Annotated in this window: 21 protein-coding genes; 9 read left to right on the forward strand and 12 right to left on the reverse strand. The window is 68.3% G+C overall.

What is annotated here, in order from left to right; genetic code table 11:
* Positions 1-31: 31 nt before the first annotated feature.
* Positions 32-1216 (forward strand): pyridoxal phosphate-dependent aminotransferase, encoded by a 1185-nt coding sequence (locus C1927_RS18200; RefSeq protein WP_079223444.1) that lies wholly within the window; start codon positions 32-34, stop codon positions 1214-1216.
* Positions 1217-1284: 68 nt separating this feature from the next.
* On the opposite strand, the gene C1927_RS18205 is transcribed toward C1927_RS18200, so the two are convergent.
* Entirely contained in the window at positions 1285-3381 is a 2097-nt protein-coding gene (locus tag C1927_RS18205; RefSeq protein WP_079223446.1) for a prolyl oligopeptidase family serine peptidase, read from the reverse strand.
* A gap of 69 nt (positions 3382-3450) precedes the next feature.
* Entirely contained in the window at positions 3451-3765 is a 315-nt protein-coding gene (locus C1927_RS18210) for a hypothetical protein (protein ID WP_108747401.1), read from the reverse strand.
* A 125-nt stretch (positions 3766-3890) separates the two neighbouring features.
* Between C1927_RS18210 and C1927_RS18215 the strand changes: the two genes are divergently transcribed.
* Positions 3891-4493, forward strand: coding sequence for a lipocalin family protein (locus C1927_RS18215; RefSeq protein ID WP_079223449.1), 603 nt, complete (start codon positions 3891-3893; stop codon positions 4491-4493).
* 136 nt (positions 4494-4629) lie between these two features.
* Here C1927_RS18215 and C1927_RS18220 read toward each other — a convergent pair whose 3' ends face one another.
* From C1927_RS18220 to C1927_RS18230, 3 genes are all read right to left on the reverse strand, one after another.
* Positions 4630-5319 carry a methionine ABC transporter permease gene (locus C1927_RS18220; protein WP_079223454.1) on the reverse strand — a complete coding sequence of 230 codons (690 nt, stop codon included), beginning with the start codon at positions 5317-5319 and terminating at the stop codon, positions 4630-4632.
* On the reverse strand, positions 5316-6323 hold the full coding sequence (locus tag C1927_RS18225) for a methionine ABC transporter ATP-binding protein (protein ID WP_079223455.1): 1008 nt from the start codon (positions 6321-6323) through the stop codon (positions 5316-5318). The genes C1927_RS18220 and C1927_RS18225 overlap by 4 nt, the downstream gene beginning before the upstream one ends.
* A 201-nt stretch (positions 6324-6524) precedes the next feature.
* Positions 6525-7421, reverse strand: coding sequence for a DMT family transporter (locus C1927_RS18230; RefSeq protein WP_108747402.1), 897 nt, complete (start codon positions 7419-7421; stop codon positions 6525-6527).
* 91 nt (positions 7422-7512) lie between these two features.
* Here C1927_RS18230 and C1927_RS18235 point away from each other — a divergent pair, with 91 nt between their 5' ends.
* Positions 7513-7995: a YajQ family cyclic di-GMP-binding protein gene (locus tag C1927_RS18235; RefSeq protein WP_108747403.1), complete on the forward strand. Its 483-nt coding sequence runs from the start codon at positions 7513-7515 to the stop codon at positions 7993-7995.
* Positions 7996-8031: 36 nt separating this feature from the next.
* Here C1927_RS18235 and C1927_RS18240 read toward each other — a convergent pair whose 3' ends face one another.
* The 3 genes from C1927_RS18240 to C1927_RS18250 form a co-directional block, all read right to left on the reverse strand.
* Positions 8032-9117 (reverse strand): helix-turn-helix domain-containing protein, encoded by a 1086-nt coding sequence (locus C1927_RS18240; RefSeq protein WP_254051499.1) that lies wholly within the window; start codon positions 9115-9117, stop codon positions 8032-8034.
* Positions 9118-9229: 112 nt separating this feature from the next.
* On the reverse strand, positions 9230-10357 hold the full coding sequence (locus C1927_RS18245; protein ID WP_079223462.1) for an NAD(P)-dependent alcohol dehydrogenase: 1128 nt from the start codon (positions 10355-10357) through the stop codon (positions 9230-9232).
* Positions 10358-10374: 17 nt separating this feature from the next.
* Positions 10375-11841, reverse strand: coding sequence for a benzaldehyde dehydrogenase (locus C1927_RS18250; protein ID WP_108747405.1), 1467 nt, complete (start codon positions 11839-11841; stop codon positions 10375-10377).
* A 195-nt stretch (positions 11842-12036) separates the two neighbouring features.
* Here C1927_RS18250 and C1927_RS18255 point away from each other — a divergent pair, with 195 nt between their 5' ends.
* Both C1927_RS18255 and C1927_RS18260 read left to right on the forward strand, forming a co-directional pair.
* A complete protein-coding gene (locus tag C1927_RS18255) occupies positions 12037-12603 on the forward strand; it encodes a DUF1415 domain-containing protein (protein WP_079223466.1) in 567 nt (188 codons plus the stop codon).
* Positions 12600-13403: an SDR family oxidoreductase gene (locus C1927_RS18260; protein ID WP_079223468.1), complete on the forward strand. Its 804-nt coding sequence runs from the start codon at positions 12600-12602 to the stop codon at positions 13401-13403. Before C1927_RS18255 ends, C1927_RS18260 begins: the two co-directional genes overlap by 4 nt.
* 28 nt (positions 13404-13431) lie before the next feature.
* Here C1927_RS18260 and C1927_RS18265 read toward each other — a convergent pair whose 3' ends face one another.
* A complete protein-coding gene (locus C1927_RS18265; protein ID WP_108747406.1) occupies positions 13432-15462 on the reverse strand; it encodes a M3 family metallopeptidase in 2031 nt (676 codons plus the stop codon).
* A 163-nt stretch (positions 15463-15625) separates the two neighbouring features.
* Here C1927_RS18265 and C1927_RS18270 point away from each other — a divergent pair, with 163 nt between their 5' ends.
* A complete protein-coding gene (locus C1927_RS18270) occupies positions 15626-16030 on the forward strand; it encodes a hypothetical protein (RefSeq protein ID WP_079223472.1) in 405 nt (134 codons plus the stop codon).
* 170 nt (positions 16031-16200) lie between these two features.
* Here C1927_RS18270 and C1927_RS18275 read toward each other — a convergent pair whose 3' ends face one another.
* A complete protein-coding gene (locus C1927_RS18275; RefSeq protein WP_108747407.1) occupies positions 16201-17313 on the reverse strand; it encodes a PLP-dependent cysteine synthase family protein in 1113 nt (370 codons plus the stop codon).
* Positions 17314-17438: 125 nt separating this feature from the next.
* On the opposite strand from C1927_RS18275, the gene gloA reads away from it, so the two are divergent.
* A complete protein-coding gene (gene gloA, locus C1927_RS18280; RefSeq protein WP_079223476.1) occupies positions 17439-17957 on the forward strand; it encodes a lactoylglutathione lyase in 519 nt (172 codons plus the stop codon).
* A 71-nt stretch (positions 17958-18028) separates the two neighbouring features.
* Positions 18029-18457 (forward strand): VOC family protein, encoded by a 429-nt coding sequence (locus C1927_RS18285; RefSeq protein ID WP_108747408.1) that lies wholly within the window; start codon positions 18029-18031, stop codon positions 18455-18457.
* A gap of 90 nt (positions 18458-18547) precedes the next feature.
* Here the strand turns inward: C1927_RS18285 and C1927_RS18290 are convergent, their stop codons facing one another.
* Together C1927_RS18290 and yddG are read right to left on the reverse strand one after the other, a co-directional pair.
* Positions 18548-18979 carry a CBS domain-containing protein gene (locus C1927_RS18290; protein ID WP_079223479.1) on the reverse strand — a complete coding sequence of 144 codons (432 nt, stop codon included), beginning with the start codon at positions 18977-18979 and terminating at the stop codon, positions 18548-18550.
* A 387-nt stretch (positions 18980-19366) separates the two neighbouring features.
* Positions 19367-20317 carry an aromatic amino acid DMT transporter YddG gene (gene yddG / locus C1927_RS18295; protein ID WP_108747409.1) on the reverse strand — a complete coding sequence of 317 codons (951 nt, stop codon included), beginning with the start codon at positions 20315-20317 and terminating at the stop codon, positions 19367-19369.
* Positions 20318-20617: 300 nt separating this feature from the next.
* On the opposite strand from yddG, the gene C1927_RS18300 reads away from it, so the two are divergent.
* The gene (locus C1927_RS18300; protein WP_108747410.1) at positions 20618-21091 is read left to right on the forward strand and encodes a hypothetical protein; all 474 of its coding nucleotides are present in this window, start codon (positions 20618-20620) and stop codon (positions 21089-21091) included.
* Positions 21092-21102 lie beyond the last annotated feature (11 nt).

The following is a 21102-nucleotide window of genomic DNA, read 5'->3' on the forward strand; positions in this document are numbered from 1 at the left end:
CTACCCCCGGCGCCCGGCGTACCATGGGCGCATGAGTACCCTGCCCCACACGCCGGGCTACAGCCGGCGCAGCCATGAAATCGCCCCGTTCCACGTGATGTCCCTGCTGGCCCGCGCGCAGGCGCTGGAACAGGCGGGCCACGATGTGATCCACCTGGAGATCGGCGAACCGGACTTCACCACCGCCGAGCCGGTCGTGCGCGCCGGCCAGGCCGCACTGGCCGCCGGCCACACCCGCTACACCGCCGCACGCGGCCTGCCCGCGCTGCGCCAGGCCATCAGCGGTTTCTACCGCAGCCACTACGCGCTGGATATCGACCCCGAACGCATCCTGGTCACCCCCGGTGGTTCCGGTGCGCTTCTGCTGGCCAGCAGCCTGCTGGTCGACCCGGGCCGCCACTGGCTGCTGGCCGACCCCGGCTACCCCTGCAACCGCCACTTCCTGCGCCTGGTGGAAGGCGGCGCGCAGCTGGTGCCGGTTGGCCCGGATACGGCCTACCAGCTGACGCCCTCGGTGGTGGAACAGCACTGGAACGCCGACAGCGTCGGTGCGCTGGTTGCTTCTCCGGCCAATCCGACCGGCACGGTGCTGTCGGCCGATGAGCTGTCCGCCCTGTCGACATCGCTGCATGCGCGCGGCGGCCACCTGGTGGTGGATGAGATCTACCACGGCCTGACCTATGGCCTGGATGCGCCCAGCGTGCTGCAGGTGGATGACAGCGCGTTCGTGCTGAACAGCTTCTCCAAGTACTTCGGCATGACCGGCTGGCGGCTCGGCTGGCTGGTGGCACCGCCGGCGGCCGTGCCTGATCTGGAGAAGCTGGCGCAGAACCTGTACATCAGCGCGTCGAGCATCGCCCAGCACGCCGCCCTCGCCTGTTTCAGCGAGGAATCGATGGCGATCTTCGAGCAGCGCCGCGAGGCGTTCCGCCAGCGCCGCGATTTCCTGCTGCCCGCACTGCGCGAGCTGGGCTTCCGCATCGAGGTGGAGCCGCAGGGCGCGTTCTACCTGTATGCCGATGTCAGCGCCTTCACTGATGATGCGCAGGCGTTCTGCGCGCACTTCCTGGAAACCGAGCACGTGGCGTTCACCCCGGGCCTGGATTTCGGCTTCCATCGCGCGAACCAGCATGTGCGGCTGGCCTATACGCAGGAAGTGCCGCGGTTGCAGGAGGCGGTGGAGCGCATTGCGCGTGGGTTGAAGCGATTCCGGTAGCGCCGGCCGCCGGCCGGCATTACCCGACAATGAAAAACGCCGCCCGAGGGCGGCGTTTTCCGTTCTGCTTACTTGCCGCCCAACCGCTCCCACAGGAAGCTGTAGGCCAGGGCCGACATGTGTGCGGCCTGCGCGTTGTTGGCTGCGCCGCCGTGGCCACCTTCGATGTTCTCGTAGTAGGTCACGTCCTTGCCGGCATCGATCATCTTCGCCGCCATCTTGCGGGCGTGGCCCGGGTGCACGCGGTCATCGCGCGTGGAGGTGGTGAACAGCACCGGCGGGTAGGTCTTCTTCGCGTCGAACAGGTGGTACGGCGAGAAGGTCTTGATGAACTCCCAGTCGCTGGTGTCCGGGTTGCCGTACTCGGCCATCCACGAAGCACCGGCCAGCAGGTGGCTGTAGCGCTTCATGTCCAGCAGCGGCACCTGCACCACCACCGCACCGAACAGTTCCGGGTACTGGGTGAGCATGTTGCCGGTGAGCAGGCCACCGTTGCTGCCGCCCTGCACGCCCAGGTGCTTGGCCGTGGTGATCTTGCGCTTGACCAGATCCTGCGCCACCGCGGCCATGTCTTCATAGGCCTTGTGACGGTTCTGCTTCAGTGCCGCCTGGTGCCAGCGCGGGCCGTACTCGCCACCGCCACGGATGTTGGCGACCACGTACACGCCGCCCTTCTCCAGCCAGGCGCGGCCCATGCCACCGGAGTAGCTCGGGGTCAGCGAGATCTCGAAGCCACCGTAGCCGTACAGCAGGGTCGGGTTGGAACCGTCCAGCTTCATCGCCTTGTCGTGCACCACGAAGTACGGCACGCGGGTGCCGTCCTTGCTGGTGGCGAAGTGCTGCTCGATCACCTTGCCCTCGGCATCGAAGAAGGCCGGCATGGTCTTCAGCGTTTCCGGGGCCTTGCCGATCTCGGCCAGGGCCAGGGTGGTCGGGGTCAGGTAATCGGTGGCGGTCAGCCACACCGCATCGCTGTCGTTGCTGTCCACCGCGCCCACGGCCAGGGTGCCGAAGGCCGGTGCACCGACGAACTCGCTCTTCTGCCAGCCGCTGGCGCCCGGGGTCAGCACCGACAGGCGGTTCTTGACGTCATCCAGCACGTTCAGCACGAGGTGGCTCTTGGTCCAGGTCGCACCGGCCAGCGAGGTGGTCGCGGTCGGGGTGAACAGGACTTCGAAATCACGCTTGCCCGCCAGGAAGTCGTCCAGCTGGGTCGCCAGCAGCGAACCGGAGGCGTAGGTCTTGCCGCCCACGGTCCACGGATCGCGCAGTTCCAGGGTCAGCCACTGCTTGTGCAGGCCCTTTTCGGCCGAGTTCGGCGCGTCGATCTTGGTCAGCGTGCCGTTGTCGGCGCGCAGGTAGACCTCGTTGTTGTAGAACGCCAGCGTGCGGCTGACCAGGTTGCGCTCGAAGCCCGGGGTGTCATCGTGCATCGCCGCGATGTACATGTCTTCCGGCTTGCCTTCATAGACCACGCTGGCCGACGCCAGCGGCGTGCCGCGCTTCCACAGCTTGGCAACGCGCGGGTAGCCGGAGGTGGTCATCGAACCGGCGCCGAAATCGGTGTAGACGAACACCGAGTCGCGGTCGATCCAGCCCAGCCCGCCCTTGGATTCGGGGCGGAAGAAACCGTCCTTGATCCAGGTCTTGTTGGCCAGGTCGAATTCGCGGGTGACATCGGCATCGGCGCCGCCGCGCGACAGCGCGATCAGGCAACGGCTGTAATCCGGACGCAGGCAGTCGGCGCCGTGCCAGACCCAGTTCTCGCCCTCGGCCTTGTTCAGTGCATCCAGGTCGAGCACGGTTTCCCACTGCGGCGAGGCCTTGCGGTACTCGGCCAGGGTGGTGCGGCGCCACAGGCCGCGCTCGTGCTGCTGGTCCTTCCAGAAGTTGTAGTAGTAGTCGCCGATCTTCTGCACGCCGGGGATCTTGGCGTCCGAATCGAGCACCTCGCGGATGCTGGCTTCCATCTGCTTGAAGGCCGGGGTCTGCGCCAGGCGGCCCTCGGACTTGGCATTCTGTTCCTTGACCCAGGACAGCGGCTTGTCGCCGGTGACGTCCTCCAGCCAGGCGTAACGGTCGGTTTCTTCAGCGGCCACGGCGGTCCCCACCGAAGCAGCGGTCATCATGCCGGCCAACAGGCAGGCGGAAGCGAGTCGTGACATTGCGGTTCCAGGCAGTCATAAGCGCTGGAACGCTAGCACGGATCCCCGGGCCCGCCCCCGTGTCGAAGGTCAGGCTGCGGCGGTACGCGTGCGACGCGCGCGCGCCGGCAGGCGACGGGCCTGTACCCCCGGCTGGCGCAGGCGGCGCAGCCACGCCCGCAACGGCAACGGACAGCCCAGCAGCGCCCACCAGGCCGCCAGCGGCATGCCCACCAGCCACAGCGGCAGCCAGCCCAGCCAGACACTGCTGCCGCGCGCGGCCGGCCACACCAGCACCAGGGCCAGGCCGGCCAGGGCCAGCTGCTGCACGCTGCGCAGCAGGCGGCGGTCGGATGCAAAGCTGTCGCGTTCAGCAGGGTTGCGACGGGAAGAGCGAGCGTTCATGGGCGTTCTCGGCGATTCGATGGTGGCCAGCTTGGCGCGCCGCCTTCTCAAGAGCTGCGACACCATTGACGGATCGAGCACACACAGTCGACCATGCTTGGGCACCCAATGGAGCTCGCTCCCGCATGTCCTCGATCCGCCCGTTCTGCGCCGTGTTGCTGGCTCTGTCCCTTGGAGGCCCCGCGCTGGCCGCCAGCGACCCGCCGTCACCCCGCGCCAGCGCATCGGGGGCATCCGAATATGGTGCGCCGATCGACCTGCAGCGCTTCATGGGCACGTGGTATGTGATCGGCCGCGTGCCGAACTTCATCGAACGCGGGCACGTGGCCAGCGTCAACGAGTACACGCTGCGCGAAGACAACAAGGTGGGCATCGTCTACCGCTACCGCGATGGCTTCAGTGCGCCCCAGCAGGAAGTGCGCGCACGCGCCAGCGTCGACGCCGACAGTGGCAACCACGCCTGGCGCACCTGGTTCTACCGGATCGTGCCGACCCATTCGCGCGTGCTGGAAGTGGCCCCGGACTATTCGTGGGCGATGATCGGCTACCCGGGCCGGGAAATGGCCTGGATCTTCTCGCGCCAGCCGGACATGGACAAAGCGCTGTACAAGGAGCTGGCCGAGCGCCTGCGCGACGAGTACGGCGTCAACACTGACAAGCTCAAGCGCGTGCCGCAGCACCCCGACCAGGTGGGCAAGCTGGGTTACGAAGTCCCGAACGTGCGTTGAGCAAAGCGCCGCCGGGCTTGGCCCGGCCGATGTGCCGCGCGCAGATTGCGGTAGTGCCGGCCGCTGGCCGGCAGCCCCGGGACACCAGGAAGCACCGCGTCGTTGCCGGCCAGCGGCCGGCACTACCTGAGACGGGTTACTTGCGGGTGTAGTGCGCGACCAGTCGGTCGCCGAGCATCTGCAGCAGCTGCACCAGGATCAGCAGCACCACCACGGTGACCAGGGCCACGTCGGTGCGGTTGCGCTGGTAGCCTTCGCGCAGCGCCAGGTCGCCCAGGCCGCCCGAACCGATCGCGCCGCCCATGGCGGTGAAGCCGACCAGGGCGACGGTGGTGACCGTAGCGGCCGCGATCAGGCCCGGACGGGCTTCGGGCAGCAGCACCCGGGTCACCAGCTGCCAGGTGGTGGCACCCATCGACTGCGCCGCCTCGACCACGCCACGGTCCACTTCCCGCAGCGCGGTTTCCACCAGGCGCGCATAGAACGGCGCCGCACCGATCACCAGCGCCGGCAACGTGCCGAGCACGCCGATCGACTGGCCCATCAACCACAGCGACACCGGAATCAGCACCACCATCAGGATGATGAAGGGCACCGAGCGCAGCAGGTTCACCACGATCGCCAGCACGCCATAGGCCAGCGGCCGGCGCTTCATCTGCGGCGCACCGAACACATACAGCAGCACGCCCATCGGCAGGCCGATGGCCAGGGTCAGCGGCAGCGAGCCGGCCATCATCAGCAGCGTCTCGATGGTGGCCTTGCCGATATCCACCCACTTGTCCGCATCCAGGTGGCGGAAAAAACCTTCAGCAGTGGCGACGATCATCGGCGCAGTTCCTCAACGTGCACGCCGGCAGCCACGAACGCGGCCTGCGCGGCGGACTGGTCACCGCCCACCAGGGCGACCACCAGCTGGCCATACGGGGTGTCCTTGATCCGGTCGATGCGGCCGGACAGGATGTTGTAGTCGACGCCGGTCTGCCGCGCCACGCTGCCCAGCAACGGCTCGTAGGTGTCGCCGCCGAGGAAGGTCAGGCGCACGATGCGGCCGCCGACCACGTCGAAATCACGGTGCAGCGTGCCCTCGTCCACATGCTCCGATTCGCTGACGAAGCGGCGCGTGGTCGGGTGCTGCGGGTGCAGGAAGACCTGCGTGACCGGACCGGTTTCCACCAGCTGCCCGGCATCGAGCACGGCCACGCGATCGCAGACGCGACGGATCACATCCATCTCGTGAGTGATCAGCACGATGGTCAGGCCCAGCTCGCGGTTGATCTTCGACAGCAGCGACAGCACCGACGCCGTGGTCTGCGGGTCGAGCGCACTGGTGGCCTCGTCGCACAGCAGGATCTGCGGGCGGGTCGCCAGCGCACGGGCGATGCCCACGCGCTGCTTCTGGCCGCCGGACAGCTGCGCTGGATACTTCGCCGCGTGGTCCTGCAGGCCCACGGTCTGCAGCAGCTCGGCCACGCGCGCGTCGATCTCGGCCCTGGCCATGCCGCCCAGTTCCAGCGGGAAGGCCACATTGCCGGCCACGGTGCGCGAGGACAGCAGGTTGAAGTGCTGGAAGATCATGCCGATGCGCCGGCGCAGCGCGCGCAGCCCGTCGGCATCCAGCGCGGTGATGTCTTCGCCGCCGATCAGCAGGCGCCCACCGCTGGGCTCCTCCAGGCGGTTGATCATGCGGATCAGGGTCGACTTGCCCGCGCCGGAATGGCCGATGATGCCGAACACTTCGCCGGCCTCGATGGTCAGGTCCAGCGGTTGCAGCGCGCTGACTTGGCGGCCGGCAACGGCATAGGATTTGTGCAGGCGCTGGAACTCGATCACGGGCGTGGCTCACCGGCGGGGCGATGGAAGGGGCGTGCAGCCTACCAGCGCCGGCGGTTGCGCGCCTGCGCCTTGGGCCAGAATGTTATTCCTTTTGGTTCTAAGATTGCCGTGAACCTTCGCAACCGGTAGTGCCGGCCGCTGGCCGGCAGCTCTCCCGCGGAAGGCGTTGCCGGCCAGCGGCCGGCACTACCTCCGGGTTCAGGGATGGTCCAGCGGCTTCGGCGGCTGCACCCGGTTCAGGCGCTCGCGGTGCAGCAGGTACAGCCCCGAGGCCACGATGATGGCTGCGCCGGCCCAGGTGTAACCGTCGGGCAGCTGGCCCCAGAAGGCCAGATCCCAGCCGATCACCCAGACCAGGCCGCTGTATTCCAGCGGCGCGATCATCGACGCCTCGCCCAGCTGGAAGGCGCGGGTCAGGGCGATCTGCCCGAGCGCACCGGCCAGGCCCATGCCGGCGATCAGCGGCGCATGGGCCAGCTGCAGCGGCACCCAGCCCGGCAATGCCAGCAGACCGGCGCCGATGGCCATGATGACCAGGAACCAGACCACCATCGACTGCGAGGTATCGGTGCGGGTCAGCAGGCTGACCGTGATCGCGGCGATGGCATAGGCCGTGGCGGCCGCCAGCACCATCAGGCCAGGGATGGAGATGAAACCATCCACGCCCGGCCGCAGCACCACGATCACCCCCAGCAGGCCGACGCCGATGGCCACCCAGCGCCGCGGCCCGACCCGCTCGCCCAGCAGCGGCACCGACAGGGCGGCGATCAGCAGCGGGGCCACGAAGTAGATGCTGTAGGCGCTGGATAGCGGCAGATCGCGCAGGGCGAACACGAAGCAGCCGATCATCGCCATGCCCAGGCCGCCGCGCAGCAGGTGCAGGCCCCACCGGCGGGGAATGAGCGAACGCGGGCCGGCGCTGGCCAGCACCCAGACCAGCACGAAGGGCAGCGAGGCAGCGCCACGCAGGAAAGTGACTTCCAGCGACGGATAGCTGGCCGACAGCTGTTTCATGCCGGCGTCCATCAGCGAGAAGCAGGCCACGGCGGCGACCATCCAGGTCACCGCGCGAGAGGGGGAGCGTTGCGCGTTCATGGCCCATTATCGCCGACCGCGTGCCCGGCCGGGCGCCGGGCATGGGCACCGCGATAGAATGGCGGCCACTGAATTCCGCGGAGCCACGCCCATGCCTTCCTTCGACGTCGTGTCCGAAGTCGACACCCACGAACTGACCAACGCCATCGACCAGGCCAACCGTGAACTGGCCACCCGCTTCGACTTCAAGGGCGTGGAAGCCAAGTTCGAGCGCGAGGGCGATGTCATCAACCAGACCGCGCCGACCGAGTTCCAGCTCAAGCAGATGAACGACATCCTGCGCGCCCGCCTGGCCGCGCGCGGCATCGACGTGCTGAGCCTGGAGTTCGGCGACATCGAGACCAACCTGGCCCAGGCCCGGCAGAAGATCACCGTCAAGCAGGGCATCGAACAGAAGATCGCCAAGAAGATCGCGGCCGCGCTGAAGGAAGCCAAGCTGAAGGTCGAAAGCCAGATCAACGGCGACAAGCTGCGCGTGCAGGGCAAGAAGCGCGACGACCTGCAGGACGCCATCGCCGTGCTGAAGGCCGGCAAGTTCGAGCTGCCGCTGCAGTTCAACAACTTCCGCGATTGATGGATGCCGCCGGGCATGGCCCGGCGGACTGCCGGGTCAATCGCGCAGCAGCTTGTACAGCGTGGTGCGCGAAATACCCAACTGGCGGGCGGCCAGGCTGAGATTGCCTTCGGCCGCCTGCGCCGCACGCCGTGCGGCTTCGCGCTGCTGCTGGCGCAGTGGCACGTCGGCCACGGCCACCGGGGCCGCTGCCCGGGTGCGCAATGCACGCGGTGCCCGCAGGTGCTGCAGGTAGACCGCACTGCCCTCGCCCAGCCGCACCCGGTGTGCAGGCCCCGGCTGCAGCAGCCGACGGCGCTGCGCCGCACTGGCGCCGGCAAATACCGCCTGCATCGACAGCAGCGGCAACGGCCCGCGGCGCGGCAGGCCCAGCAGGCGGCGTGCCACGCGGTTGGCGGCGCGCAGCTGCCCATCATCCTGCACCGCCAGCAGCCCCTGCAGCGGCGTGGCCAGCCAGCGCGGATCGTGCTGCACGGCCAGCAGGTGCACATCGGCCAGGCCCTGGAACAGCCGGTTCTCGCTGGCCAGCGCGGCCTGCCGGAAGTAGCCCTGCAGCAGCGCCGGATCACGCTCGCCCAGCCCGGTGATGTCGATCGCCCCGCAGACCTGGCCATCGAGGTCATGCAGCGGCTCGCTCAGGCAGAACACCGGCGCGAAGCGCTGCAGGTAATGTTCATTGCCGCGCACCAGCGCCGGCACATCGTCGGCCAGGCTGACCGCCGGCGCGGTGGTGCCGATCTCGGCCTCACCCAACCGCCGCCCGACCTGGATCGGCCGCAGCAGCGGCGCATCTTCCAGGCCATGCGCCTGCTGCGCGATGACCAGGCCCTCGCGGTTGGCGCAGAACATCGTCCAGCCACGGCCACCGAAAGCGGCCCACAGCTGTTCCAGCTCGGGCTGCACGCAGCGCGCAAGCCGCCGGTCTCCGGGATCGCTCAGGCGCAGGCCATCGCCCTCCAGCGGCGGATAGTAAGGCTCCTGCCCCGGCTGCACGCCGGCCGCGCGTGAACGCTGCCAGGAATGCTGCAGCGGCAGCGGCAACACCGCCAAGGACCGTGCATCGCCCTCGGCGAATGCAGCGCGCGCGGCGACCAGCTGTTGTTGCCCGACTGTCGTGGCCATCATGGAAGCAGAGTACACCCGCGCATGGCATGCCCGCGTAGCCGTGCCGACCAACGGTCGGCACCTACCAACAGCAGAGGTGCCGGCCAGCGGCCGGCACTACCGATAGGCGTTACGCCGCGATCCGCAGGATCGGCTTCAGGGTGATGCCGCGCGTGCTGTCCTCGGCCGCCTGGTTGATCTGCTCCAGCGGATAGAACTTCACCAGCTTGTCGAACGGGAACCGCCCCTGCAGGAACAGCGTCACCAGCTGCGGGATGAACACCTGCGGCACGCTGTCACCTTCGACGATGCCGCGGATGCTGCGCCCGCCCAGCAGCAGGTTGTTCACATCGAAACTGGCCGTGGTGCCCAGCTTCGGCGCACCCACCACGCCCATCATGCCCAGCCCGCCCAGCGCCTCGATGCCGGCCGACAACACCTCCGGGCGACCGGTGGATTCCAGCGCGAAGTCCGCACCGCCACCGGTGATCGCACGCACCGCTTCCACCACATCGGTTTCGCGGCTGTTGACCACGTGCGTCGCGCCCAGTTCCAGCGCCAGCTCCAGGCGCGAAGGCACCACGTCGATGGCGATGATGGTGGTGGCGCCGGCCACCTTGGCCGCCATCACCGCACTCAGGCCCACCGCGCCGGCACCGTAGCTGGCGAAGCTGCTGCCCGAACGCACCTTCAGCGAATTGAGCACCGCCCCGGCACCGGTCTGGATGCCGCAGCCCAGCGGGCCCAGCAGTTCCAGCGGCGCATCGTCGGGCACCTTGATCGCGTTGATCTCACGCGCGATGGCGAAGGTGGCGAACGAGGACTGCGCGAAGAAATGATCGTGCAGCGGCTGGCCCTGTGCATCGGTGATGGCGGTGTGGCCGTGGCCATCATCGCCACCGAAGTTGAGCCCGAAGAAATCCTTGCAGTAGGCGCCGTGGCCACCGCGGCAGGGATTGCAGTGGCCGCAGGCGCCGTAGGTCAGCACCACGTGGTCGCCCACCTTCAGGTCGCGCACGTTCGGGCCCACCGCTTCAACGATGCCCGCGCCTTCATGGCCGAGCACCGCCGGCAGCGGCACGGGGTAGTACTGGTCGCGCACGATCAGATCGGTATGGCACAGGCCGGTGGCCACCACCTTCACCAGCACCTCGTCGTCCTGCGGGCCGCGCAGCCGCGCCTGCTCGATGACGAAGGGCTGTTCCTTGCCGCGGACCACGGCGGCGGTGATCTCACGCGTTGCGGTGTTGTCGTTCATCGTGATGGTTCCTTCGATCAGATCGGATAGGCGGGCGCTTCGCCCTTGACGGTCAGCCACTGCCACTGGGTGAACTCTTCCCAGTTGGCCGGGCCGCCGATGCTGGTGCCGTTGCCGGACGCACCGACGCCGCCGAAGGGATTGATCACTTCGTCGTTCACCGTCTGGTCGTTGATGTGCAGCAGGCCGGTGCGCAGGCGCTCGCCCAGCTTCAGCGCGCGGCCGACGTTGCTGGACACGATCGCCATCGACAGGCCGTACTCGCTGTCGTTGGCCAGCTGCACGGCCTGGTCGTCATCATCGAACGGCACCACCACCGCCACCGGCGCGAAGATCTCTTCGTTGAACGCCGGGTTGTCAGCGGCCACGTTGCCGAGCACGGTGGGCGCGAAGAACAGGTCCTGGTGGGTGCCACCGGCTTCGAGCGTGGCGCCGGCCTTCACCGCGTCGGCCACCACGCGGGCGGCATGGTCGCGCTGGGTGGCATTGATCAGCGGGCCGATCGCCACGTCCTCGCGTGCCGGGTCGCCCACCTTCAGCGACTTCGCCTTGGCCACCAGCTTTTCCAGGAACGCGGCATGGATCTTCCTGTGCACCAGCACGCGGCCGGTGGCCATGCAGATCTGCCCCTGGTGCAGGTACACGCCCCAGGCGGTATTGGCCACGGCCAGATCGAGGTCGGCATCGTCGAGGATGATCAGCGAATTCTTGCCACCCAGTTCCAGCGAGACTTTCTTCAGGTGCTTGCCAGCCGCTTCGCCCACCTTGCGGCCTGCGGCGGTGGAACCGGTGAACTGGATCATCGCCACGTGCGGGTCGCTGGTCAGCGCGGCACCGGCGGCGCCATCACCGGGCAGCATGTGCAGCACGCCGGCCGGCAGCCCGGCCTGTTCAAACAGGCGCGCGATGACCGCACCACCGCAGACCGCCGTGCGCGGATCCGGCTTGAGCACCACGGCATTGCCCAGTGCAATCGCCGGTGCCACCGCGCGCATGGCCAGGTACAGCGGGAAATTGAACGGCGAAATGACCCCGACCACGCCCAGCGGGCGGCGGCGGGCCAGGTTCAACCGGCCCGGTTCGGACGGCAGGATTTCACCAGTGCTGCGCGAAGGCAGCGCGGCCGCTTCGTGCAGCGCCTTGATGGTCACCTTGGCCTCGAAGCCGGCCTTGAGGCGGGTCGAGCCACTTTCGCGCACCAGCCAGTCCACCAGGGTATCGATGTTGTCTTCGGCCAGTCGCGCAGCCTGGCGCAGCACCTGGGCGCGCTGTTCGTACGGGGCGGCCGCCCAGGCCTGCTGGGCCTGCGCCGCAGCGGCGGCCGAGGTGGCGACCTGGGCGGCGTCGGCCAGGCCGACCTCGCCGAGCGTCTGGCCGGTGGCCGGTTCGATCACCGGCTGGCGCCGGGTGGAGGCCTGCCACTGGCCGTCGAAGAAGGCGCCGGACCAGAGTTCGTCCGGCAGCCACGGGGAAGATGCAGTCATGGGGTGTCCTCCTGTGTCGTGCGTCCATTGCACGCCTGGCCCGCCGCGCAGGCAATCGGCCATCGGTGCGATATCGGCAAGCGCTTGAATGGATGGGACTTTCCAGCATCGCCACTGTCCAGTGCGTGGACAGTGAACGCCGCGACGCCGGGCGACTGCCTACAATGGCGGCCCCCGCCAGCCGAAGCGCCCGCCATGACCGACACCGCCCTGCCCACCGACGACCCGATCGCCGCCACCCGCCTGTGGCTGGAGCGGATCGTGATCGGTCTGAACCTGTGCCCGTTTGCCAAGGCCGTGTACGTGAAGGACCAGGTGCGCTTCGTGCTCAGCGACGCCACCACGCCCGAAGCGCTGGTGGAACAGCTGGCCGAGGAACTGGTGCTGCTGCGCGATACCCCGGCCGAGCAGATCGACACCACGCTGATCGTGCACCCGCAGGTGCTGACCGATTTCCTCGACTACAACGATTTCCTGGACAACGCCGACGCCGCCATCGAGGCGCTGGACCTGCAGGGCATCCTGCAGGTGGCCAGCTTCCATCCGGATTACCAGTTCGATGGCGTGGCCGCCGACGATGCCAGCAACTACACCAACCGCGCGCCCTTCCCCACGCTGCACCTGCTGCGCGAGGAAAGCGTGGAGCGCGCGGTGGACGCCTTCCCGGACCCGGACGTGATCGTCGAGCGCAACATCCAGACCCTGGACCGCATCGGCGTGGCCGGCTGGCACCGTCGCCTGCGCGGCGAAGACCTGTCATGAGCGCGGCCCCGCCCATCGCCTCGTGGCCGGCGGCACCGCTGCAGGGCAAGGTGGTGCTGATCACCGGCGGCGCCAACGGCATTGGCCGTGGCATCGCCCAGGCCGTGCTGGGCGCCGGTGGCCGCGTGCTCATCGGTGATCTGGACGTGGAAGCCGGCCAGGCCTGCCTGGACGAATGGCAGCGTGGCGACGATGCCGCGTTCCAGCGCCTGGACATCGCCGACGAAGCCAGCGTGCGCGCCTTCATCGGCGCGGCGCAGCAGCGCTTCGGCCGCATCGATGGCCTGGTCAACAATGCCGGCATCGCCGGCCCGCACGGCACCGTGTTGCAGGACATGGACTGGGACGAGTGGCAGCGGCGGCTGTCCTCGCTGCATGGCGCCTTCCTGTGCAGCAAGCATGCACTGCCGGCGCTGAAGGCCAGCGCCGCCGGTTCGATCATCAACGTCGCCTCCACCCGCGCCTGGCAGTCGGAAGCCAACAGCGAAGCCTATGCCGCGGCCAAGGGCGGGCTGGTGGCCTTCACCCATGCTCTGGCGATCAGCGCTGGCCCCGCGGTGCGGGTGAACAGCATCAGCCCCGGCTGGATCGGCACCACGGCCTGGCAGGCGCCCTCGCGCCGGCATGCGCCGGACTATTCGGCCACCGACCACGGCCAGCACCCGGTCGGCCGCCTGGGCGATCCCGAGGACATCGGCGCACTGGCGGTGTACCTGCTATCGTCGCTGTCCGGTTTCAGCACCGGCCAGGATTTCATCGTCGACGGCGGCATGAGCCGGAAGATGATCTACGCCGAATGACCGCCGCGCGGTAGCACCTTCTTTGCGGTTACGCCATGCCCGAATGGCGCAGCAACGCATCGATCTGCGGCGCGCGCCCGCGGAACGCCTTGAAATTCTCGGCCGCCGGGCGGCTGCCACCACGCGAGAGGATCTCGTCGCGGAACCGCGCACCGGTTTCGGCCAGCGCCTGCGGTGCTTCTTCAAACGCCGCATAGGCATCGGCGCTGAGCACCTCGGCCCACTTGTAGCTGTAGTAACCGGCCGCGTAACCGCCCGCAAAGATGTGGCTGAACTGGTGCGGGAAGCGATTCCAGGCCGGCGGATGGTTCACCGCCACTTCGCTGCGCACGCGGTCCAGCAGCGCCAGCACGCTGTCCTGCGCCGGTTCGAACTGGCTGTGCACCAGCATGTCGAACAGGCCGAATTCCAGCTGGCGCACGGTCGCCATGCCACTGTGGAAGTTGCGCGCGGCCAGCATGCGCTCGTACAGCGCGCGCGGCAGCGGTTCGCCCGTGTCCACGTGCGCGGTCATGCCCTGCAGGTGGTCCCATTCCCAGCAGAAGTTCTCCATGAACTGGCTGGGCAGCTCCACCGCATCCCATTCCACGCCGTTGATGCCGGCCACGCCCAGCTCGCCGATGCGGGTCAGCAACTGGTGCAGGCCATGGCCCATTTCATGGAACAGGGTGGTCACTTCGTTGTGGCTGAAGGTGGCCGGCTTGCCGTTGGCACCGCGGCCGAAGTTGCACACCAGGTAGACCAGCGGCGTCTGCACGCTGCCATCGGCGCGCTCGCGGCGGTTGCGGCAATCGTCCATCCACGCGCCACCGCGCTTGCCTTCGCGCGCGTACAGATCCAGATAGAACTGGCCGACCAGCGCGCCCTGCGCATCGACCAGGCGGAAGAAGCGCACCTCCTCGTGCCACACCGGCGCGCTGTCGTCCTGCACGCGCAGGCCATACAGCTGCTCGATCACCGAGAACAGGCCGCCCAGCACGTTCGGCTCGGTGAAATACTGCTTCACCTCCTGCTCGGAATAGCTGTAGCGCGCCTGCTTCAGGCGGTCGGCGGCGAATGCCAGGTCCCAGGCCTGCAGGCTGTCGATGCCCAGCTGTTCGCGGGCGAACTGTTCCAGCTCGGCGCGGTCCTTGCCGGCGAACGGCTTGGCACGGGTGGCCAGGTCACGCAGGAAGGCCAGCACTTCGGCCGGGTCCTGCGCCATCTTGGTGGCCACCGAGTAATCCGCGTACGAGGCAAACCCCAGCAGCGCGGCCAGTTCCGCGCGCAGGGCGAGGATGCGGTCGATGTTGCCACCGTTGTCCAGCGCCTCGTCGCCGAATTCGGATGCACGCTGCGCGCTGGCGCGGTACAGGATCTCGCGCAGGTCGCGGTCCTCGCCCCAGGTCTGCACGGGCAGGTAGCACGGCATCTGCAGGGTAAGCTTCCAGCCGCTCTTGCCATCCTTCTCTGCGGCGCTGCGGGCGGCCGCCTTGACGTCGTCCGGCACGCCGGCCAGGCGCGCTTCGTCTTCCACGATCAGCGACCAGGCATCGGTGGCGTCGAGCACGTTCTGCGAGAACTTCGCCGACAGCGCCGACAGCTCTTCCTTGATCGCAGCGAAGCGCTGCTGCGCGTCGGCGTCCAGTTCGGCACCGCCCAGGCGGAAATCACGCAGGGTGTTGTCCAGCACTTTGCGCCGGGCCTCGTCGAAGCCGGCCGCGTCCGGGCTGGCGGCCAGTGCCTGGTACTGGCGGTACAGCGCCAGGTTCTGGCCCAGCGCGCTGGCGAAGCGGGTGACCCGCGGCAGGTTGCTGTTGTAGGCCTCGCGCAGTTCGGGGGTGTTGACCACGCCCTGCAGGTGGCCGACCAGGCCCCAGGCGCGCCACAGGCGTTCGGTGGCATCGTCCAGCGGGGTCACGAAGGTGTCCCAGCGGACCGGCTGCACCTGCTCGGCGGCGCTGATGGCGGCTTCGGCCTCGGCCAGCAGCACATCCAGCGCCGGCCCCACGTGCTCGGGGCGGATCGCCTCGAAGCGCGGCAGGCCGGAAGCATCGAGCAAGGGGTTGGCAGCGGTCACGGCAGGTCTCCAGGTTACGGGCCCGGCTGGCGGGCAGCCCTGTCGATATGGCGCTGGCGGGGCCGCCAGACAAGGGGGTGGGCATTCACGTCGGCCTTACGGGCCCGCGCCGAAGCTGGCGGTGCGGGGGAGACCGCAGCGGTACGTCACGAGGAGGCCCCACATGGAAGGTCTGGCTCCAAGCACCACCGCCTCATCCGCCCGTTCGCTGGCCTTGACGGCCACCACGGACGAGCTGTCATGGATCGCCGCGCTGTGCGATGCCGGTGACGATGCGCCGCGCCACCTGGCCCAGCTGAAAGCCCTGCAACGCCAGGGCGGCCGGCTCAGTGAAACGCAGGAATGGTATCCGTTCGAAGTGATCGAACGCGGTGCCAGCCGCCTGCAGCCCGGGCACGAGCGCGAGTTCGTGATCTGCGTGCTGCTGTGGCTGAAGGCGCTGGCCCAGGGCCGCGCCAGCGTGCTGGACCCGCACCTGCACCAGGACGACCGCGCGATGGACATCGAGGCGTTACCCGATGCATTGCGCGACATCCTGCTGGATGCCTACATGGATGCGGGGTATTGAGCGCCGAGGGGCCTGTGACCGGTGACCGGTGACCGGTGACCGGTGACCGGTGACCGGTAGAGTCGACTGTTAGTCGACTATCGCGTGCAACGCGGGATTTTCGCGGTCTGAGCAGAGAGCAGTCGACTAACAGTCGACTCTACCGGTCGAGGCTCGTGCAGCCGGCCGCGTTACAACGCTTCCAGGCTGCACCAAGGCAGCGCGGGCAGGCCCTGCCCGGCCACGGCTGCGGCCAGCTGCGCGTCGGCACCCTCCACGTCGATGCCCTGCCGGCCATACCACGCCGGGTCGTAATAGCTGTGCGCGTAGCGCTCGCCGGCATCACACAGGATGCTGACGATGCTGCCCTGGTGGCCTGCCTCGCGCATCCACTGCGCCGCCTGCAGCACGCCGATGAAATTGGTGCCGGTGGAACCACCGACACGGCGGCCGATCTGGCGGCTGACATGACGCATCGCCGCCAGGCTGAGTGCATCGGGCACCTTCACCATCGCATCGACGCTGGTCGGGATGAAGCTCGATTCCACCCGCGGCCGGCCGATGCCTTCCACCCGCGAACCGCCGCTGCAGGTCAGCCCGCGCCAGTCCGGCTCGCCCGCCACGGCGGCCTGGTAGCCGTCGAAGAACACCGATACTTCCGGGTCCGCGCAGAGGATGCGCGTGTCGTGCCGGCGGTAGCTGACGTAACGGCCGAGCGTGGCCGCGGTGCCACCGGTGCCGGGGCTGCACACGATCCACTCCGGGATCGGGCTCGGCTCCTCGGCCATCTGCTTGAAGATGGACTCGGCGATGTTGTTGTTGGCGCGCCAGTCAGTGGCCCGCTCGGCGTAGGTGAACTGGTCCATGAAGTGGCCGCCGGTCTCGCGGGCCAGCCGTTCCGAATCGCAGTTGAGGTCGCAGGCGCGCTCGACCAGGTGGCAACGGCCGCCATGGAATTCAATCGCGGCGATCTTCTCCGGCGAGGTCGTGGCCGGCATCACCGCAATGAACGGCAGGCCCAGCAGGCGCGCGAAGTAGGCTTCGGACACCGCGGTCGAGCCGCTGGAGGCCTCGATCACCGGCCGCCCCTCGCGCAGCCAGCCATTGGCCAGCGCGTACAGGAACAGCGAGCGTGCCAGCCGGTGCTTCAGGCTGCCGGTGGGGTGGCTCGATTCATCCTTGAGGTACACGTCGATGCCCTCGAACCCGGGCAGCGCCAGCGGGATCAGGTGGGTATCGGCGGAACGGTTGAAATCGGCTTCGATCTTGCGGATGGCGGCGGCCACCCATTCACGCTGCGACATGGCGGGCAATCGTTGTCAGGACGGAACGGTGCGATCCGTCCATTGTACGTCGCAGTGCCGTCAGGTGGCGGCCGGTAGAATGGCCCCATCCGGCCAACACGGCCCTGTCTGAAGGACTTTCCCCCATGACCCTTCCCGCCCTGCGCGATATCCCCGGCGTGGCTGCCCAGGCCCCGGCCGAGACCCACGGCTTCGTCTTCAACCACACCATGTTGCGGGTCAAGGACATCACCGCCTCGCTGGACTTCTACACCCGCGTGCTCGGCTACCAGCTGATCGACAAGCGTGATTTCGCCGAAGCCCAGTTCAGCCTGTACTTCCTGGCCTACGTGCCGGCCGGCGTGGCCGTGCCCGAGGACGATGCCACCCGCCGCGTGTGGATGGCCGGCCTGCCGGGCGTGCTCGAGCTGACCCACAACCATGGCACTGAGACCCAGGACGGCCCGGTCTACCACGACGGCAACAGCGACCCGCGCGGCTTCGGCCACATCTGCGTGTCGGTGCCGGAACTGGAAGCGGCCTGCCAGCGCTTCGAAGACCTGGGCGTGCCGTTCCAGAAGCGCCTGACCGACGGCCGCATGAAGAACATCGCCTTCATCAAGGACCCGGACGGTTACTGGGTCGAGATCATCGCCAACGCCTGACCGGCCGCGCCAGGCGCTCGCCGGGCACGGCCCGGCGCTACCACAGCGGTCCCCTTCTTGTAGAGGTACGCATGGAAACGATGGAACTGCATCGCGGGCGCCTGATCGATCATCTGCAGTTGGTGGTGCGCGACCTGGCCGCCAGCCGCCGCTTCTACCAGGCGGTGTTCGACAGCATCGGCATTCCCATTGCCGGTGAAGGCCCGGACTATTTCTGGGCCGACGAGCTGTTCATTTCCACCGCCAGCAGCGACGCCGCCGCCGGCCAGCTGACCGGCCGCCACCACCTGGCGTTCCAGGCCCGCGACGCGGCCACGGTCGATGCCTTCCACGCCGCCGCCCTGGCCGCTGGCGGCACCGACAACGGCGCACCGGGCGAACGCCCCTACCACCCGGGCTACTACGGCGCCTTCGTGCTCGACCCGGACGGCAACAACATCGAAGTGGTCTACCACGGCCCGGCCACGTACAGCGCGGATTCGGTGAAGGTCAGCTTCTGAGTCCAGCGCTGCGCGCTCGCCGGGCGTGGCCCGGCGCTACCAACGAAGAAGCCGGGCAGTGCCCGGCTTCGTTCGTCCTGCGTGGCCGCCTCAGTGGGCCGCCATGTAGATGTCCTGCAGCACGGCTTTTTCCAGCTCCAGCTCGCCCAGCACGTTCTTCACGATATCGCCCAGGCTGAGGATGCCGATCAGGCGGTTGCCATCGGTGACCATCAGGTGGCGGCGGCGCGAGTAGGTCATCAGGGACATGGCCTGCTTCAGCGTGGCCTCCGGCGCGATGCCTTCCAGCCCGGTGGTCGGCACGGTGGAAATCACCCGGCGGCCGGCCTGCGGGCCGTCGTCGGCCAGGCTGCGCACGATGTCCTTCTCGGAGATGATGCCGACCGGCACCTCGTCCTTCATCACCACCAGGGCAGCGATTTTATTCGCGCTCATCTTGTGGGCGGCGGCACCGATGGTGTCTTCCGAATCGATGGTGATGACAGCTTCTTTCTTGGATTGCAGGAGTTCGCGGACGTTCATTCTTGTTTCCTGGTGCAGGTCACTGAAGTCAAAAAAGTGTGCTCTTCCGAATCGCCCCCTCCCCGGGAACAGACCTTTCAGCGCACGTCTGGCGCACGGGGCGGCCGCAGGACTGCATCGGCCAGCACGGTGCTGCAACGCGAACGAGGCCGGTGAAGGGCAACCCGCAGGGGCCTCGGACGATTCGATTCTACGACTGCCCTGCCCGGCCACTACCGGCACCGATGGGACGCTTCGTCGTGGAACCTGTCGACGATTCCGAGAATCGCACCCGCGGCAAAACCGGCGCTGAATACAGCGCTTTGAAGCGGCTCAAGTTCGCCACCGCGCGGCCGACGCACGCGCAACCGCCTGACCGTGCAAAGTCAGGCCGGTTCGGGCAGGCCGTCAGGCGGTATGTGCGGCCGGCGGTGCCGGCGGCGGCAGCGGCCGCGCGCGGGTGGCCCACCAGCACAGCAGCGAACCGGCGGTGACGCAGGCCACGCCCTGCACGAAGCCCATGCCCGGCTGCAGCGACAGCCACACGCTGCTCCACAGCACCGACAGCACCGGCGCGAAGTAGGAGAAGATCGCCATCGAGGTGACGTTGCCGTGCTGCAGGCCATGGTTCCAGCACGAATAGGCGGTGGCGGTCAGCAGGCCGAACACCGCCACCTGGGCCAGGCCGCCCCAGTGCAGGTGCAGCGGCGGCGCATCGCCCAGCGCGTACTTCAGCCACAGCACCACGGCGGTGGCGATCATGAACAACGGCACCGCATTGCGCGAGCCACCGATGCGCTTGGTCACCACCGAATAGGTGGCCCACATGCACGAGGCCGCCAGCGCCAGCGCGTACGCCAGCGGGTTGCTGCGCAGGTTGGCCAGCAGCATCGCCGGCGACCACGCGCCTTCGCCGGTGATGACCAGCACCACGCCCAGCAGGCACAGCACGGTGGCCGGCAGCAGCAGCCAGTTGCCGCGCTGCATGCGGGTGAGCACGGTCAGCAGCACCGTCAGGCACGGCCACAGGTAGTTGATCATCACCAGTTCCAGCGCCTGCCCACGGTGGTGGGCCATGCCGATGGACAGCGACAGCGAGATCTCGGTGCCGATGAACAATGCACCGCCGATCAGCAGGTAGCGACGCGGCAGCTGCGAGGGGCGCGGCACGCCCAGGATGAGCGCCGAAAACACCGCGGCAGCGGTGAAGACCAACGCGGCGCCACCGACCGCACCGAAGATCTCGGTGATCGTGCGCAGCATGCCCAGGACCGGGCTCCACAGCAGCACGGCGCTGGCGCCGATGAGGGTGGGAAGATGGGGTGACGCGGAGGCGCGCAGGGCGCGGAAGCCGTACATGGGGGCGACGACAACTAAGGGCGTTTCGGTTGAAAGGCACGCGCAGCGATGCGCCCGGCCCCGACAGCGGGACAGGCAGGTCATGCGGACGCGTGGGTCCTGGGGAGTGCGCTGGTCCGTAGCGACGTCCCCGGAACGCCCCGGCACTGTGCGTTGCAGGGGGGTACGGCGGGAGGCGGGTTACAGCAGCCGACTGGCCGAGGCGGATTGTACGCCTTCGATGCTGCGCCGCAATATGGCGCTGTTCATCCAGGTGGCTTTGCGTAGAATTCCCGGCCCGCACGCAAAGGAATGACTGCAATGAAGCTGTCCCCCACCCGCATGTTCGCCCCGATCATCGCCACCCTGCTGGCCATGCCGGCGGCACAGGCCGCCACGACCATCGACGCGGCACACTGGCAGAAGCTGGCACCGACCCTGCAGGCCGCGCTGGAATGCCGCGCCGATCCGGACGTCGCCGCAGCCGCCCTGGCAGGCCTGTCCAGCAGACTGGATGGCACCGACGAACCGATCAAGCCGCCGGTGCCGTTCACCGTGTTCGGCCTGCACGTCCGCTCGGTGTCGGTCTACATCGATCCCGATGGAGAGCTGGGCGCCAGCTACACCGCCCAGCTCTCGGCCAACGCCGCCGCAGTACGCACTGCCTCCAAGCTCGGCCGGAAGCCCGAGCGCGATACCAGCATGGGTGTGCTGTCGATCGCCCAGGACGGCTCGGCACAGCTGACCTGCCTGGTCTATGGCGGCTACGACGAGCGCGGCTACCAGGAACCCTGAGGTACCTGCTA

It is taken from the genome of Stenotrophomonas sp. ZAC14D1_NAIMI4_1, from assembly GCF_003086775.1.
GTDB lineage: Bacteria > Pseudomonadota > Gammaproteobacteria > Xanthomonadales > Xanthomonadaceae > Stenotrophomonas.